This is a genomic window from Phormidium tenue FACHB-1052 (genome assembly GCF_014696675.1).
GTDB lineage: Bacteria > Cyanobacteriota > Cyanobacteriia > Phormidesmidales > Phormidesmidaceae > Nodosilinea > Nodosilinea tenuis_A.
Map to the genome: position 1 here is coordinate 787,601 of NZ_JACJQN010000001.1, position 16,529 is coordinate 804,129.

A 16,529-nucleotide genomic window follows, 5' to 3' on the forward strand; every position below is an offset into this window, starting at 1 on the left:
TTGAGAACCCTGGGATCTGCTCCCCGGCACCGCCTATGCCCCCAGCCGACCTCTCACCGTTGAACGATCGCGAGTATCGCAAACTGCTGCTGACGCTGACGCTCAACAGCCAGCAGCTCGACTTGCTGGTGGCCATTACAGACGATCGCAACCTACAAGACCAACTCATCACCGCCTACGAAACCGATCTGAGAGACCAGGGCATTGCCCCCCTACGCGCCCGCCTCGACCCCAAGCGCCCCAGCCTGCGCGCCACCCTAGAGGAACTGGTGGCCCAGACTCCGGCTCTGCAAAATGGGGAACCCGCTGTGGTGACGGTGTTGAATGCAGGCGAGCTGCTGGGGGTGCGCCTGAGCGACGAAAAATCTGAGCAGGAGAAGTTTTTCTTTTCGTTGCAGTGGACGCGGGAGGCGCTGCGAAATTTTGCTTTCCCGATTGTGCTGTGGTTACCGGATGCGGTGGCTACCCGCCTGGCCCAGCAGGCCCCCGACTTTTGGAGCTGGCGCGGCGGTGTATTTGAGTTTTTGGCGGAAGCGCGTGTGCCAGAGCGGGGTGGGATGGTGCCGCTGCCCAACCGCGATAGAGCAATGGAAGAACCCAGTAGCACAGTTGCCATTGAAGATCTGCAACAGCAGATTGCTCAGCTAGAGCAAACCGCCCCAGAATCGCCCCTGCTGATTACGCTCTACAACAACCTGGGCGAAGCCTATGAAGGCAAGTACAACTACAAGCAGGCGCTAGAGCTATACGAAAAAGCCCTGACTCTGGCTGAGGCCAAAGCCGACACGCCTGGGCAAGCTAAATCACTCTTTAATTTGGGGAATGCGCTGAGATATTGTGGGCGACCTTTTCAAGCGGTGGACTATTCTCAGCAAGCGTTGATCAAGTATCAAAAGCTGGGTGATCGCCAATGCGAGGGCGCTTCATTCGGTAATTTAGGCCTTGCGTACAATGCGCTGGGCCAATACCCCCTGGCAATTGAGTACCACCAGCAGTCGCTGGCAATCGCTCGCGCGATTGGTAATCTCCGAGGCGAGGCCGCTTCTCTGGGCAATTTGGGTCTTGCGTACGATGCGCTGGGCCAATACTGCCAGGCGATTGAATACCACCAGCAGAACCTAGCGATCGCGCGGGAGATAGGCGATCGCCGCAGCGAGGCCAATTCGCTGGGCAATTTGGGTCTTGCTTACTATTCGCTAGGGCAAGATCAACAAGCGATTGAGTATTATCAGCAACAGTTAGCAATCACACGGGAGATTGGCGACCGTCGAGGCGAGGCCGCTTCGCTGGGCAATTTAGGTCTTACGTATAATGCGCTGGGCCAATACTCCCAGGCGATTGAATACCACGAGCAGAACCTGGCGATCGCGCGGGAGATAGGCGATCGCCGCAGCGAGGCCAATTCCCTAGGCAATTTGGGCAATGCGTACAATCGCCTAGGAATGTTGCCCCAAGCGATTGAGTACCACCAGCAGAGCTTAGTGATCGCGCGGGAGATAGGCGATCGTGCAAGTGAAGCAGGTTCTTTGTGCAATTTAGGTTTGGTATTGAACTCTCTTGGAGAGTATCAACGCGCTATTAAGTATTTTCAAGAAGCTGTAACTATTGCGCATGAAATTGGCAAACGTAACTTTGAAGCCAATTCTCTTTTTAGCTTTGGCAATTCTCTAGCCAGGGTTGACCAAAAATGGGACGCCCGTCAAGCCTATGAAGCAGCCAGAGCACTATTCCAAGATATGGGTTTACAGAAAGAAGTTGAAGACTGCGATCGAGCCATTTATAACCTTGGTCAGATAGTTGTAGCCGAACCCAAGCACGCCCCAACCATTGGCGAACCACCGCCCAAAGACCCAGATTGGCTCGCCAAGTCTATGCCGACCCCACCACCCACCACCCTATCTACTCGCCCTCAAAAGTTGCCAGTCACCGTATGGTTTGTGGTGGGTATGGGGCTGGCCGGGTTGCTGTGGAGGCTCCTGCAATAGGGTGCATTCGCGACCCCAAACCCACTCCTCCAACCATAAATCCTTGCTCCGCAATGCACCACTGCCCCATCACGAGAATCCCAATATCCGACTCCCTGCTGTGCATTGCGACGAGACGAAGGTGAAAGGGTTGCAGCAGGGGCGATCGCGCCGCGAATGCACCCTACAATTCACCCTTTGAAGGCGACCCCAGTGGAGCGCTGCTTGGCTGCTAGAAGTCGCTGGCGCATCGTCTCGCTCTTAAGCAAATGCTGAGTCTCCAGTTCGCTCAGAATATCCCGCCAAAGCTGAATGGAGAGAATCACTCCAGTGACCTCTCCCTGGTCATCAGAAACGTATTGCACTTGGGGGTCATTCATAGCGGTTAGCGATCGCTCTATCTGTTTGCAGTTTAACAGGAGTCCTTTCAAGACAATCGCTACGGGACAATTGGCATCACCGTAGGCAGCGCGGCCAAAATGGCGTTGACTTGGTCGGTGTAATCGGTCTCAGCCATGGCAGGTATGCTATTCCCCACCGCTACCGATTCGCCAATTTCAACCCAAGAACGGCAGCCGTTGTACCCAGCATGGCGGGGCAGCACCAGCGATGCATCTAGTCGATAGGCTCGAAGCAACAGCCCATAGAGGGGGCGATCGGGTTGCCAGTTGAGCCGTTCTGCCACAAATTGCTCATTCCACACCAGGTAGGGCAGCAGGGCCACCACCTCTGCCTCTGCGCTGAGGGGCAGGGCGTGGGTAATGGTCGCCCACCCGTCAAACCGCACTTGGTCATCGTGAGCGACTTCCTCGGTGATCAGGGGTCGAAAGGCATCCTTCAGCAAGGCTGCTTTTTGATGTTCTGTGGTGGGCAGCAGCAACACTTGCCGCGCCGCCAGCGCAAACTGCCCCTTGGCTTCGCGAATGCCGCCCTTACGCAGCAGCAAGATGGTTTCGCCCTGCAACAGAGCCGTAACCGCAACTTGCCATTCCTTTAAAACCCACGACACCATAGCGTTTGCTCTCCATCGTTATCGGGTCAGCCGAACTCAGTCTCGGCAGTTAAATCATCCCACTGGCTTAAAACTAGGGTGGCACCGGGCACGGGCGATCGCCCCCAGGGCTCAGATACCGACACAAACCCTGCGGCTTTAGCCTGTTCTGCCAAGGCTAGATCGACCCAGCTATCGCCGACAACTAGGGTGTGCGCGACTGAAACCTGGAGGTGATCGCACAATACCCCCAGCAGCGTCGGATCCGGCTTCGGCGGATCCTCTGGCCCTGTCCCCTGCCACTCATCTACCCAGGGCAGCAGCTTGTAATAGGTCAAAAATTCTTCGACGAAGGCCGGGCTATCGGACGACAGCACGCCAATTTTGAGAGGACTCTGGTGCAACCGTTCTAGCATAGCCGCCGTACCTTCAAAAGGTGGGGTATAGGCCGCCTTGCCGTTGCGGGCTGCATTCACCGCCGCAAAGCAGTCCGCCACCCACTCCGTAGCCTGCGCTAGGGAATGCCCCGCCTTCACCAGCACCGTTACCGCCCCCTGCTTATTGGCCTCGCGGGTGCCCGCCGCCATCAACCCGTCGGGGTCAATGCCGTGGGCAGAGACGCCAAAACAGTCTAAAAGGGCTTGAATCAAGTCATCCCCCGCCCCCGCTGCCGCTGCGCAGGCCGCTGCCCGTGCCAGAGCCGTGCGCTGCAACAGATGGTGGGAGTTAGCCAAAGTGCCGTCTTTATCGAAGACAATCGCCTGCACGTTAGCGATCTGCTGTTGCCCGCACTGCACCCCAACCATTCCTTCATCCTCAAGCACTGACATCACAGAGTTTCGTTAGAAATTCGCCGAAAAAAATAGCTTTCAAGCTCACCCACTATCCTAGATAATGGGAAGGTTTTGAAATTTCAACTATAAGCAGTTCACTATGCGCACCCACTACTGCGGCACCCTGCGGGCCAGCGACATTGGCAGCACCGTTACCCTGTTCGGCTGGGTCGATCGCCGCCGCGACCATGGGGGCGTTATTTTTATTGACCTGCGCGATCGCACCGGAGTCGTGCAGATCGTCAGCGACCCCGAACGCACCCCGGCCTCCTATCCCCAGGCCGACCCGCTGCGCAACGAGTATGTGGTCAAAATTCAGGGCCGGGTCAGCCAGCGCCAGGAGGGTTCCATCAACCCCAAGCTGCCGACCGGGGAGGTCGAGATCTTCGCCGACACCATTGAGCTGCTAAATGCGGTGCGCAAGCCGCTGCCGTTTCAGGTCTCCACCGCTGATTCTGAGAGCGTGCGCGAAGATCTGCGGCTGAAGTATCGCTATCTGGATTTGCGGCGGGAACGCATGGCCCAAAACCTGCGCATTCGCCACGAAGTTACCAAAGCCATTCGCCGTTTTCTCGAAGACCAGGAGGGCTTCTACGAAGTCGAAACCCCCATTCTCACCCGCTCCACCCCAGAGGGTGCCAGAGATTATCTGGTGCCCTCGCGGGTCAACCCCGGTGAGTTTTACGCTCTGCCCCAGTCGCCCCAGCTGTTCAAGCAATTGCTGATGGTTTCCGGGGTCGATCGCTACTACCAGATCGCCCGCTGCTTCCGCGACGAAGATTTGCGGGCCGATCGCCAGCCCGAGTTCACCCAGCTCGACATGGAAATGAGCTTCATGACCCAGGACGAGATTCTGGCGCTGAATGAAGCCCTGGTGGCCCACATCTTTAAGGAAGTGAAAGGCGTTGACATCCCCTTACCCTTTCCCCGGTTGACCTACGCCGAGGCGATGGATCGCTACGGCAGCGACAAGCCTGACACCCGCTACGGTCTGGAGCTGGTGGATGTGTCTGACCTGGTGAAAGGCTGCGGCTTTAAGGTGTTCTCGGGCGCGATCGCAGACGGCGGCATCGTCAAAGTGCTGCCCATCCCCAACGGCAATGACCAAATCTCGAACGTGCGGATTAAGCCGGGCGGCGATGTGTTCAAAATTGCAGCGGATGCCGGGGCTAAGGGTCTGGCCTACGTGCGGGTGCGGGGCAATGGCGAAGTGGATACCATCGGCGCAATCAAAGACAACCTAAATGCCGATCAAATGGCGGAACTGCTGCGCCGCACTGGGGCCACCGAGGGCACGCTGCTGCTGTTTGGGGCGGGGCCAACGGATATTGTCAATGCCACGCTGGATCGGGTGCGCCAGGCGATCGCCCGCGAAATGAACCTAATCCCCGAGGGCACCTACAACCTGCTGTGGGTGACCGACTTTCCCATGTTTGAGTGGAACGCCGACCAGCAGCGCCTCGAAGCCCTGCACCACCCCTTCACCGCGCCCAACCCTGAGGATATTGACGACCTCAAGACCGCCCGGGCGATCGCCTACGACATCGTGCTCAACGGCTACGAAATCGGCGGCGGCAGCCTGCGCATCTACCAGCCCGAGGTGCAGAGCCAGGTGTTTGACACCATTGGCCTATCTGAGTCAGAAGCCCGCGACAAGTTTGGCTTTTTGCTCGAAGCCTTTGAGTATGGCACTCCGCCCCACGGCGGCATTGCCTACGGGTTGGATCGGATTGTCATGCTGCTGGCGGGTGAGGAATCGATTCGGGATGCGATCGCCTTCCCCAAGACCCAGCAGGCCCGCTGTCTGCTCACCCAAGCTCCCTCGGGTGTAGACGAAGCCCAGCTCAAGGAACTCTATATCGCCTCCACCTACGAGCCAGAGGAAGATTAGGAAAAATAGGTGGAGAGGTGAGACTGGCGGGTGTGACGAGCGCTCCCGACGTGGTTGGGCGCATCGTTGTCATCCGCAGGCTCGCCGTCGTTAATCTGACGGTGGTATAAAAACTTGCGCTACTAACAGTAATTCGTGGCAACCTATGGGCTTATTAGAGAAAGCCGATTGGGAGACACACCGAGCTATGTTGCAGCAGGAAAACGCCTCAAAACAACTACTGCATCCGTTGGGAAAGCCAGGGGGGCGATGGCGTTATGTGCCCTGGGTAACGTTGGGTAGTTTACTGCTGCTTTGCCCTGCTGCTTTAGCGCAGGGCGTCAGCACGACTGACCTTCAAGTTGCCTTAGACACGGTGTGGGTACTGGTAGCCGGGTTTCTGGTGTTCTTTATGAATGCTGGCTTCTGCATGCTTGAAACCGGCTTTTGCCGCAGCAAAAACGCCGTCAACCTGCTGGCCAAAAACCTGATTGTGTTTGGCCTCTCGACCCTGGCATTTTGGGTAGTGGGCTTTGGCCTCATGTTTGGCGACGGCAACCCTCTGTTTGGCTTCTCAGGATTTTTGCTGCAAGGGGCCGACAACAGCCCCGCCATTGGCGATGCCTACCGAGGCACCTATAGTGCGTTGAACTGGGCTGGGGTGCCGCTAAACGCCAAGTTTTTCTTTCAGCTAGCCTTTGCTGGGACGGCTGCAACCATTGTGTCTGGGGCCGTAGCCGAGCGAATTAAATTTTTGGCGTTCTTCATCTTTAGCCTGCTGCTGGTGGGCATCTCTTACCCCATCACAGGCCACTGGATCTGGGGCGGCGGCATGCTGTTTGACCTGGGCTTCCGCGACTTTGCCGGTTCTACGGTGGTGCATTCTGTGGGCGGCTGGGCGGCCCTGGTTGGGGCGATTTTGCTGGGGCCACGGCGGGGGCGGTTTCAGGCTCGCCCGGTGGCGATGCCAGGGCACAACCTGAGCATTTCGGCGCTGGGCTGCCTAATTTTGTGGCTGGGCTGGTTTGGGTTCAACCCCGGCTCAGTCATGGCCGCTGACCCCTTTGCCATTAGCCATATTGTGGTTACCACCAATATTGCCGCTGCGCTCGGCGGGTTGGCCGCTACGGTGACATCTTGGATTTATCTGAGCAAGCCTGACCTATCAATGATTATCAATGGCGTGCTGGCGGGGCTGGTCTCTGTGACGGCTTCCTGCGCCTACATTAATCTGGGCAGTGCGGCGCTGATCGGCTTGGTCGGCGGGGTCATTGTGGTTTTCTCGGTCACGCTGCTCGACGCGCTCAAAATTGATGACCCAGTAGGGGCGGTTTCGGTACACCTGGTGTGTGGCACTTGGGGCACTGTAGCCCTGGGGCTGTTTAGCGCTACGCCAGGTGTGTATTCCTGGTACGACGAAGCCTCTGGGCCCCTGGCTGGACTGCTGATGGGGGGCGGCATTCAGCAGCTACTCATTCAGATCTTGGGCATTGCAGCGGTGGGGGCATTTACCGTGTCCTTTAGCCTGGTGGGTTGGTTGACGCTGCGGGCTACTGTAGGCATTCGCGTATCTGAAGCTGAAGAAATTCAGGGCCTTGATCTGGGCGAGCACGCGATGGAAGCCTACCCAGAGTTTCAGGTGGGGCCATAGAGGTGAGGGGATGGGTGGGTATGGAAAACTCCCTTAGACAAAATGGTAGGGGGGAAGCGGTTCACTGAGAGTGATTTGCCAGTGGGTGGTCTGCGATCGCAACTCTTCCACCCGCTGCTCCAGACCCTCAGCGGCAGCGCGATCGATCAGCAGGTAGACCCGCGCCTCCCCGGCAGGGCTCTCGGCCTCGAGATAATTTTCGTAGGCAGCGTGAAGCTCATTGAGCACCTGCTCAAGCTCCTGGTGTTGCTGCTCTTGAGCAGCGGTTTGATCTTGGAGGCGCTGTTTTTTTGCCAAAAAGTAGTCGCGCCCGGTCAACCCCTCAGCCAGGGGCGGTAGCTCAACGGGTTGGGCCACCAGCTTGAGCTGGTATTCAACCTGGTGGCCTAGGATGGCCAGTTTGGCGGCATAGTCGGCTCCCTGGCTGGCCAGGTGGGCCTTGAGATGCTCGATGGTGGCAATTTGCGTGCCAAACCGCAGGGGCAGCAGAGGCGTGTGCTGAAACAGCTCGCAGATGACGCGATCATGGCTGAGCACCGCATTGAGCAGTCGCGGTTCGTCGGTTTGCAGAGCCTGGAGATCGACACCAGTTTCAACTAGGGCAGCAACGTTGTCTACGGCAATTAGCTGGGTGGGTGCAGCCAGCCCCAGGGGCAGGGGCAGAGGTTGCAGAGGGCGAGGGCAAATACTGTAGAGGTAGATGGGCTCTTGGATCAGCCCTGGGGTCAGTGGAGACACGATATCTAATGCCTTTGGGATGCGCCACAGTTCGTTCTCACTCTAGGCGATTTGCTCTTTGGCAAGGGGTGAGATGTCATAAAGCGGCCAAAAAATTCACGGCCTTTGCCATCATTGGAACGGCGGCCAAATTATCTTGAACAGCTACCGCTATAGCGTGGTTTGCAGGGTGAAGCACCAGTCGAGGGTGAGCTGCCCTGCCTGGCAACCGACTTCGGCATCGAGCCGGTGCAGGTGAATGGAGGTGCCCTGGCGCAGAGCTGCGATCGCAGGCGTATGCAAGCTCAGATCGCCATCCACCAGCGTGGTTAGATCGGCCACGGTGAGCGGCGGCCCCCAGGGGTCATCGGCCACATCGACGGCGGCCTCGGCGGGTAGTGCCTGGGGTGTGGTGGGCAAGAGCCGTCCCCGGCCTAAGTCGACAATCCAGCTGCGATTGGAGGTAGTGAGCTGCATCAGCGGGCGCAGGTAGAGGCTGCCCTGCTGCCAGCTTAGCCCTGGCGGCAACACCTGAGCCGATACGCCCCCCATTAGCTGCATCACCCGTTCTGAGCTTTGGGCCAGGTGCCAGCGCAGTCGAGGCCACAGATCTGCTACCAACACCGGCTCATGGACAAAGGTGTGCTTAAAGAGGCCGCTAGCACCCTGCACCAGATCGGTGGCGGCGTAGGTGACACGATTACAAAGATCTTCCCGTTGGCGAAGCCGCTCCGAAGGAGTATCGCCCGCCTGGCCCAGCAGCATTTGAGGTAGATGCTGCGCCACTACCTGCTCGGCGTAAGCACTCAGAAAAGTTTGAATCCAGCGTTCATTGGTGAAGGTGAGCCAGTCGCCCAGCACGCCAGCCGTAGCATCGTCTGGGCCATCGACCAGAGTGCTGGCAAAGTCATCTAGGGTAAAGCCCGACGCCGTTGTCCCAGCGCGTTGCTCACCCCCCGGCGGCAGATACAGCGCATCGGGCATCGCCTCGCTATGGCTACTGTAGGACTGAGATGGCGCCTGGGTCTCCATTTCAGCCAGGTGCAGGCGGAGGTGCAAACTGCCGTTCTGCCAAAGTTGAAAGGGGCGGAGCGCCTCAACCTCGCAGCCGCCAGCGAGTAGAGCACCCAAGCCAGGCTGGGTGTAGCCCACTTGCCTAGCTACCTGAGTCAACAGGTCACCGCAGGGCAAGGGCTGGCTGTCGAGGTCATTCTCTAATAGTCGAATTTCGATATCTTCGGCCAGATATAGCACCGGCGCTGGGTCTGTTTGCGTGACCAGATCCAGGGCATAGCCGGTCTCTTCTAGGGTGAGGGTGAGCACCGGCACCAGGCGCACAATGCAAATGCCCCCCTGGTTTTGGGGGTTAAAGATGCGGGCTTGCACACCCTCGATCAGGCGCATCACTTCGTAGCCGCTGCTGGCGAGCAGCCACAGCAGGTGGGGCACCAACTGGGGCACCGGAACCAGGGTGCTGGTGACGGACGGCACCGATGCGGCTGACGCAGTTAGGTGATCCAGCAGTTCCCCCGTTTCTTCGCTCAGATAGGGGGCCAGGCTGTCGGGGGTTTGAGGCAGGTCGGCGGGCCAGCCGCCCAGGGGCGATCGCAGCCTCATGCTCTGGGCCACTAGCTGCTTCATTGCCGCCGCGATCGCTGGCTCACGACCCAGGGTGGGGCGCTCAATGGCCAAGGGCACCATGCGACACACCGTATTGCCCAGGGTTGCGGCTGTGGAACCCGGCAGCAAGGCCGGATCGGCCTGCAACCAGGGGGTCAGCGATCGCACAGCGGAAGAAACCATAGCAACAGCCCGCATAAGGGGGTGAGGGATCTCCCTAGAGAGTGCCTAGTTTTGCGGCAAAATCCACAGGGTGTTGCAAATCTATGGGTAGGAGCACAGCATGCTGTGCCCTTACCAAGCCACGTAGGGCAGCGTTGCCGCCGTGGCGCGAATCGCCTCGGCGTTGGCGACGAGCTGACCGCAAGCATCCCAAGTGCCCGCCAAAAAGGCCTGACGCACTCCTTCGGGCATCGCCACAGCTCCCGTCTCGGCCCCAAAGGTCACGGTTTGAGTCACCAAATCGAGCGTTACCGCAGCTGTTGGATCGGCCTCTAGCGCGGCCTGCACCTGGCTCACCACCTCAAAGGTCGCCGTCAGACAGGGAATGCCGATCGCAACGCAATTGCCAAAGAAAATTTCCGCAAAGCTCTCGCCCAGCACAGCTTTTATGCCCCAGCGGGCGATCGCCTGGGGAGCGTGCTCCCGCGATGAACCGCAGCCAAAATTGCGGTTGACCACCAAAATTGTGGCCCCCTGGTACTGGGGCTGGTCGAAGGGATGACGACCCTCCAAAGCGGCGCGATCGTCGGCAAACACCTGCTCGCCCAGCCCGTCAAAGGTCACGCACTTGAGAAACCGAGCCGGAATGATGCGATCGGTGTCGATGTCGTTGCCCACGAGGGGAATGCCGGTGCCGGTAATCTGTTCTATCTGCGTCACTGCGATCGCTCCTTACCCTTTCGCCTCTAGCTTAAATCAGCCGACTACCTCCCTAGAGGCAACCGCCTACTAATAGTAGCGTCTGGGTGCCCCCACCACAGCCCCAACATCCCAGCCCAAAAGCACTTTTGCCACCTGAGAGCAGGGTCGAAAACGCTGACTTTTCAACAGAATGATAGTAGCTGTTAATCTAATCATAAACTTTAGTATCATCCCTAGCCATCCACAAAGCAGGGGAGTATCTTAATAGATAAGGAAGTGAATCGATTGATACAAAAAACGGTTTCTTCCCCGACAGATCGAATAGTTCAGTCCTGTAAATAGGAGGTACGTTATCGATTTAACGTCTGAATCTATCTCGTCAAATACCAGCAGCACTTTACTCGGTTGTTGATATTTCCTCTCTGTAACTGATGAGAGCTCTGTTAAGAAATGCCCAGAAACGCTATAAACCCCACGCGATGGTTTCTTTACGACGGCATTTAAACATCTCTATTTAATCGGAACTTCTTGAGGAAAACTCTCAAGGTAATCAGTCAAAGTGCTGCTGTCTCCGAATTGCTTAAACGACATCCTGTCTGGAGGAGAATTATCCAGCCCATTGTGTCTAGTTACAGGCTATAAGGTTTAAGTTTAGAAGCCCCCGACAGATTATCTGCCGGGGGCTTCGCATTAGTTAGAAACTTGCTTAAGTGAAGGGATTAAACCCAACCTTATCCCTCAACCCGCATACTCTGAGGCCCATGAATGAGTTCCGACAGTTCAGGCATGATTAGATCGGCTTGGGCCGTAGGCATTGACCCCATCGCCGATATAGGCTCTTCAATCGGGGCAGGAGCCATCATATCGCTGGGCAAAAAGATGCGGGCACTGACCGCCAGCATCGCGACCGCAAAAATTAGCACAATCAGCAAGGGCGCAATGTAGGACCGGAAAAACGACATAGGGCGATCGCATGTGAAGGGATGTAACTCATGCTCTCATCTTACACGGAAGCCGGGGCAGAGGGGATCAGGAAGAAGGAGGAGATGAAGATAACAGGGGAGATGAGAAGAAGGAATGCAACCGTCAGTGAGCTCAACCATTGAGGGTCACAACGGCTCGCAAGGTACGGCAGAGCGATGGGATAACAGCGGGTACTTACAATTCTAGAAAAAACTCTTTAACCCGTCTCTCAACCTAAATAAGCTGACCTATCATTAGCGCCAGGGGCGTGGGTGGGTATGCTGACAAAACAGTCTGCTTAGGGGCAGCACCAGCCTACTAAATCTGCAAACACCGTCGGTGGAGGGGAAGCCATGAAACTGCGTTATGCCATTTTGCTATTGGGCTTGGGCCTGATGATTGGGGCCACCCCCGGAAGGGGCTACGCCCAAGCTCCCGCTGAGCCGGAGGTCATGGAACCCGAGGCGGCTGGCCCCGAGGAGATGGATCTCGAAGGCCTTGAGCCCACTCTAGCTGAGCCTGAAGCGCCCGAACCGGAAGCGGCTGAGCCCGGTCTGTCGGCTATTGGTGCCTACAACCAAGGGGTGGAACGCTACAACAGCGGTGACTATGACGCTGCCCTGGAATCTTTTGACTTGGCGATCGAAAAAGATTCTAATCTGGCCAACGCCTACCTCTACCGAGGCCTAATCTACTCTGAGCAGGGCGACTACGATCGCGCCTTGATTGACCTCAACCAGGCCCTCAGCCTTGAGCCTAGCAACACCAATGCCCTCTTTGCCCGAGGCAGCGTTTACTACCGCCAGGGTGAGTCTAGCCAAGCTCAGACCGATTTCAACGCCGCCCTTGAGCTCAACCCAGACGCCGTCGGCGCTTACCTCTACCGCGGCCTGATCGACAGCGAACAGGGTCGCTACGATCTCGCCATCGAAGATTTTTCCACCGCCATTGAGCTGACTCCCGACGATCCGACCGCCTACGTACTGCGGGGCTTTGCCCTAGAGCAAGTCAGCAACTACACTGCAGCTGTGGCTGACTTTAGCAAAGCCATTGAGCTAAATGGCGATCTGCCGCGAGCCTACATGGGGCGCGGGGTGTCGTACTATCACCTCGGATTGTTTGACACGGCCTTGAGCGACCTTAACGAGGCCGTCAACCGCGACCCGGAGATGGCCCGGGCCTACCTCAACCGCAGCTACGTCTATTTCCGCCAGGGGCGGCCTTCTCGGGCATTAGAAGATTTAGATCGCGCCCTAGCGCTCAACCCCGAACTGACCGAAGCCTATATGAGCCGAGGCACCGTTCGCGCCAGCCAGGGCAACTTCGGCGGAGCCCAGCAAGACTTTGCCCAGGTGCTACAACTCAACCCCGACTCGGCGATGGCCTACAAACAAAAGGGCGATGCACTCCTGCAAGCGGGGGATGCAACCGCCGCGATCGCCGACTATACCGAAGCGCTGTTCCTTGACCCCGCCTACGCAGAGGCGTTTAAGGCTCGAGGCGACGCCCGCCTGTCTGCTGGGGATGTGTTTGGTGCGATCGACGACTACAGTCAGGCCCTCGCGGCGCAACCCAGCTACCTAGAGGCCTACTCGGCTCGCGGCTCGGCCTACCTACAGGTGAACCAACCCCAAGATGCCTATCAAGACCTTACCCAGGCCATTGCTAGCTCCTCTAACAGCACTGACCCCAGGCTGTTCTACAACCGGGGTGTAGTGCGCGCCCGTTTGGGCGATGATGCCGGTGCCCGCCGCGACTTTGAGCAAGCCGCCCAGCTCTTTTTACAACAGGGCGAAGCCGCGGGCTATCGACAGACGCTGAATCAGATGAGCCAGTTGTAGAAGGTCAGGAGATGAGGAAGGTGAGGATGATGGGGAGATAATGGACACAACCACTGCAAACGTGGCTATCCTTCTCCATCGCCTCATCTCCCCTATCTCCCTCATCTCCCCATGCATCACCTCTGGCGTGCCCTGCGGCTGACAATTCTGGCCCTCCTGCTGGGCTGTTTGCTGCTGCTGGCGCTGGCCGAGCCAGCTCTAGCCTCTATTCACACCTACCACGAGCAGCCTGGGCAAACGACCTACCGTTCACGCCAGAGCCTGCGTGACCAGACCGATCTGGCTTGGCAGGCTACGGTGTTTAAGCGCTACACAGAGGGCATTTTTCAGGGTACCTTTCTGCGTTTAGTAGGCTTTCCGGGACAGGCGGCCACAGATCCTAACCGTGACCTGGCTATTGAAACCGGCACTAGCGCTCAATGGCAAGCGCCGCACCAGCTCGATCCTCAAACCCAAGCGCTGCCCGATGGGGTTGCCCAATATCAGATGGATGCCGTGCTAGCCAATCTTCAACGCCCGATTCCGTTGACGCTGCGGGTGCCGCTGCGGGGTGAAGGCACGGCTCGACTGGTTGCGGCTCCCTACGTGGTAGAAGAATGGTTGCAACTCTACGCCATGGTTGAAGCTGCCAGTACGGCAGATTAGACAAAGGTAGAACGCTGTGGGATTGAACAGATTGGCGAGGGGGTTGAGCAAAACCACTGCGATCGCCAAGCCCATCAGCCAGCTATAGCCATCGCTCTTTTGATTAGAACAGGCGCAACAACGCTCCTTGAGGGCAGATGGCCCAGCGCTGGGATTTCATATTTAGGCTTTAAAAGTAAAAAGCCGGGTAAGGCGCTATCACTGAGGAGCGAACCTCCACAATGTCCTGTGGCCCTACCCGGTCTTAGCTTTGGAGCACACGCGAGTCTACAGGATGTTTTGATAATCGGCTATAAACCAAGATCCGCCAATACATGAAAGTTCAGGATCTTGTTCAGGTGATAGGAAAACAAGGAGATTTTGGGTGAGAACTGCACCAAAAATCGTTCTCTCTCAAAGTCTAACTATAAATTCATTGGTCATCCCTATAATCGGGAACTTTCTGGGCGCAGAGGCGTCGCCCCTGACTACAAACATGGAGAGCCGTTCTGGTGGCTGATTTTGCCTTTGATTTAGCGTAAGAGAGCGGAGCGACCCTTGCTGGTCTATGTTGCGAAAGGCTAAGTAACGCAACGGTACGTACCAATCCCTAGCGGCATTGGGCTGGTCTGCCAATTCATCGCGTTAGGATAACCTTGCTAGTTTCGGACTATAGGTTCATGCTCGTCATTGTTCTAATTTTCGTTGTCGGTCTTACCCCAGCCTTGGTGTCAGCTTACTTAAGCGTACGGGCTGACCGAAATGAAAAGTGCGGCAGTGACACGTCAGCTATGCCGACGACCTTGGGCCAGAGCATGCTCAAGCTGCTCGATGGCAATAGCGACATGCACTATGTCGATGGCATGGGCTATATGATCGGCGACATCACCTGCGACTTAAATGCGCGATCGCCCTACCTGCGCTGCGCGATGAACCCCATGGGGCCCTGCGACGGGTGTAGCGCCTATGAGCCCAAGGTGTTCGATCGCCAGTTTTAGGCGCAACCCATGGGAATTCCCAAAAATATTTCCCAGCTGTGAGTTGAGCAACGATTTCTGAGACACCTAGGGCATGTCCCTAGGTGTTTCTGTTGCGGACAATTGGGGGTGGTCGGGCGATCGCACGTAGCACAAACGCCTACGCTACAATCCTTAAGATAATCCTCTAAACCCCGACCGGAATACCGGGGTTTGTGGGAGAATAGCGAACGTGAACGCTGAGCAACTTTAATTTGCACCCTGTCGAGATTAAACGGAGATTTGAGATGGCGCTTCAACTTGGCGATCAGGTACCTAACTTCACCCAGCAGACCAGCGAGGGTGAAATTGACTTTTATAGCTGGGCTGGCGATAGCTGGGTCGTGCTATTTTCGCACCCCGCTGACTACACCCCCGTGTGCACCACTGAGTTGGGCAGCGTGGCCAGGCTTAAGCCCGAGTTTGACAAGCGCAATGCTAAAGTCATTGCCCTCAGCGTAGACAGCGCTGATTCCCACCAGGGCTGGATTGGCGACATTAATGAAACCCAGGGCGTAACCGTCAACTACCCGATCATTGCCGACGACGACAAAAAGGTCTCCGACCTCTACGGCATGATTCACCCCAATGCAAACGCCAAGGTGACCGTGCGCAGCGTGTTCGTCATTGACCCCAGCAAAAAGCTGCGGCTGACCATCACCTATCCGCCGAGCACCGGACGCAACTTTGCTGAAATTCTGCGGGTAATTGACTCGCTCCAGCTCACCGACAACTACAGCGTCGCCACCCCCGTAGACTGGAAAGACGGCGACGACGTAGTCGTAGCCCCCACCATTCCCACCGAAGAAGCCAAGCAGCGCTTCCCCAAGGGCGTGACCGAAATCAAGCCCTACCTGCGCATGACTCCCCAGCCCAACAAATAGGGTCAGGGCATCACACACTACACCAGGCGCACTGCGGTGCGCCTTTTTTATGACTAATTGAGTAGAGGCGGGGGCGGCGGCTGTATTACACTGCCCCTAAAGCTTCATTCTGTAGGTGTCCTGTGCTAGACGAGCAAGCTAAGAAAACCCTTTTGCGCAAGATTCCCCACGGGCTATACATCTGTGGCGTCAAAGATGGAGATGACCTCAATGGCTTCACGGCGAGCTGGGTGATGCAGGCCTCCTTTCAGCCCCCCCTGGTGGTGAACTGCGTCAAAAACGACTCCACCTCCCACGCCATGGTGAAATCTAGCGGCGTGTTTGCCCTCAGCTTTTTAGAGGCTGGGCAAAAAGAACTGGCCCAAAACTTCTTTAAGCCCCTGCGCCGGGTAGGCAACAAGTTTGAAGACATCGAGTTTTACCCCGGCCCCGAAACCGGCTGCCCGATCATCAAAGACACCCTTGGCTATGTGGAATGTCGGGTGGTGGGCGCTGTCGAGCACGGTGACCACACCGTGTTTGTGGGCGAAGTGGTCGGGGCCGCTATTCACCGCGAAGGCGACCCCCTGCTGCTGGAAAGCACCGGCTGGAACTACGGCGGGTAGATAATGGATGAGTTTTGAGTTCTTAGTTTTGAATTTTGAGTTTAGGCATTACAGGTACAACTCAACGCTCAAAACTGGGAATTCAA

General features: G+C 57.1%; 15 protein-coding genes. 8 read left to right on the top strand and 7 right to left on the bottom strand.

The genetic code is table 11. From position 1 onward, the window contains the following. The first annotated feature begins 35 nt into the window (after positions 1 to 35). Positions 36 to 1,985 (top strand): tetratricopeptide repeat protein, encoded by a 1,950-nt coding sequence (locus H6G07_RS03640; protein WP_073606386.1) that lies wholly within the window; start codon positions 36 to 38, stop codon positions 1,983 to 1,985. Between the two features lie 170 nt (positions 1,986 to 2,155). Here the strand turns inward: H6G07_RS03640 and H6G07_RS03645 are convergent, their stop codons facing one another. Genes H6G07_RS03645 through H6G07_RS03655 form a run of 3 tightly spaced genes read right to left on the bottom strand, consistent with a single transcriptional unit; the run spans position 2,156 to position 3,785 of the window. Beyond that, a complete protein-coding gene (locus H6G07_RS03645) occupies positions 2,156 to 2,344 on the bottom strand; it encodes a prevent-host-death protein (RefSeq protein ID WP_073606385.1) in 189 nt (62 codons plus the stop codon). A 59-nt stretch (positions 2,345 to 2,403) separates the two neighbouring features. Next, the gene (locus H6G07_RS03650; RefSeq protein WP_073606384.1) at positions 2,404 to 2,976 is read right to left on the bottom strand and encodes a DUF1802 family protein; all 573 of its coding nucleotides are present in this window, start codon (positions 2,974 to 2,976) and stop codon (positions 2,404 to 2,406) included. A 26-nt stretch (positions 2,977 to 3,002) separates the two neighbouring features. Next, entirely contained in the window at positions 3,003 to 3,785 is a 783-nt protein-coding gene (locus tag H6G07_RS03655) for an HAD family hydrolase (RefSeq protein WP_084172805.1), read from the bottom strand. Between the two features lie 103 nt (positions 3,786 to 3,888). Here H6G07_RS03655 and aspS point away from each other — a divergent pair, with 103 nt between their 5' ends. Next, positions 3,889 to 5,679, top strand: coding sequence for an aspartate--tRNA ligase (gene aspS / locus H6G07_RS03660; RefSeq protein WP_073606382.1), 1,791 nt, complete (start codon positions 3,889 to 3,891; stop codon positions 5,677 to 5,679). A 145-nt stretch (positions 5,680 to 5,824) separates the two neighbouring features. Further along, the gene (locus H6G07_RS03665) at positions 5,825 to 7,309 is read left to right on the top strand and encodes an ammonium transporter (protein ID WP_084172804.1); all 1,485 of its coding nucleotides are present in this window, start codon (positions 5,825 to 5,827) and stop codon (positions 7,307 to 7,309) included. A 33-nt stretch (positions 7,310 to 7,342) separates the two neighbouring features. Here H6G07_RS03665 and H6G07_RS03670 read toward each other — a convergent pair whose 3' ends face one another. The 4 genes from H6G07_RS03670 to H6G07_RS03685 form a co-directional block, all read right to left on the bottom strand. Continuing rightward, on the bottom strand, positions 7,343 to 8,047 hold the full coding sequence (locus H6G07_RS03670) for a GvpL/GvpF family gas vesicle protein (RefSeq protein ID WP_171972924.1): 705 nt from the start codon (positions 8,045 to 8,047) through the stop codon (positions 7,343 to 7,345). Positions 8,048 to 8,197: 150 nt separating this feature from the next. After that, on the bottom strand, positions 8,198 to 9,829 hold the full coding sequence (locus tag H6G07_RS03675) for a hypothetical protein (RefSeq protein WP_139296883.1): 1,632 nt from the start codon (positions 9,827 to 9,829) through the stop codon (positions 8,198 to 8,200). Between the two features lie 111 nt (positions 9,830 to 9,940). Beyond that, positions 9,941 to 10,528: a 3-isopropylmalate dehydratase small subunit gene (leuD, locus tag H6G07_RS03680; protein WP_073606379.1), complete on the bottom strand. Its 588-nt coding sequence runs from the start codon at positions 10,526 to 10,528 to the stop codon at positions 9,941 to 9,943. Between the two features lie 713 nt (positions 10,529 to 11,241). Next, on the bottom strand, positions 11,242 to 11,472 hold the full coding sequence (locus H6G07_RS03685; protein WP_073606378.1) for a DUF8624 family small hydrophobic protein: 231 nt from the start codon (positions 11,470 to 11,472) through the stop codon (positions 11,242 to 11,244). Between the two features lie 354 nt (positions 11,473 to 11,826). Between H6G07_RS03685 and H6G07_RS03690 the strand changes: the two genes are divergently transcribed. The 5 genes from H6G07_RS03690 to H6G07_RS03710 all read left to right on the top strand — a co-directional run bounded on the left by H6G07_RS03690 (position 11,827) and on the right by H6G07_RS03710 (position 16,443). Then, positions 11,827 to 13,314, top strand: a complete 1,488-nt coding sequence (locus H6G07_RS03690) for a tetratricopeptide repeat protein (protein WP_073606377.1) — start codon at positions 11,827 to 11,829, stop codon at positions 13,312 to 13,314. 111 nt (positions 13,315 to 13,425) lie between these two features. Further along, positions 13,426 to 13,959: a DUF3122 domain-containing protein gene (locus tag H6G07_RS03695; RefSeq protein WP_073606376.1), complete on the top strand. Its 534-nt coding sequence runs from the start codon at positions 13,426 to 13,428 to the stop codon at positions 13,957 to 13,959. 659 nt (positions 13,960 to 14,618) lie between these two features. Further along, positions 14,619 to 14,936 carry a DUF6464 family protein gene (locus H6G07_RS03700; protein WP_073606375.1) on the top strand — a complete coding sequence of 106 codons (318 nt, stop codon included), beginning with the start codon at positions 14,619 to 14,621 and terminating at the stop codon, positions 14,934 to 14,936. A gap of 266 nt (positions 14,937 to 15,202) precedes the next feature. Beyond that, the gene (locus H6G07_RS03705; RefSeq protein ID WP_073606374.1) at positions 15,203 to 15,838 is read left to right on the top strand and encodes a peroxiredoxin; all 636 of its coding nucleotides are present in this window, start codon (positions 15,203 to 15,205) and stop codon (positions 15,836 to 15,838) included. 122 nt (positions 15,839 to 15,960) lie between these two features. After that, complete coding sequence (locus H6G07_RS03710) at positions 15,961 to 16,443, top strand: flavin reductase family protein (RefSeq protein WP_073606373.1); 483 nt, start codon at positions 15,961 to 15,963, stop codon at positions 16,441 to 16,443. The last annotated feature ends 86 nt before the right edge of the window (positions 16,444 to 16,529 follow it).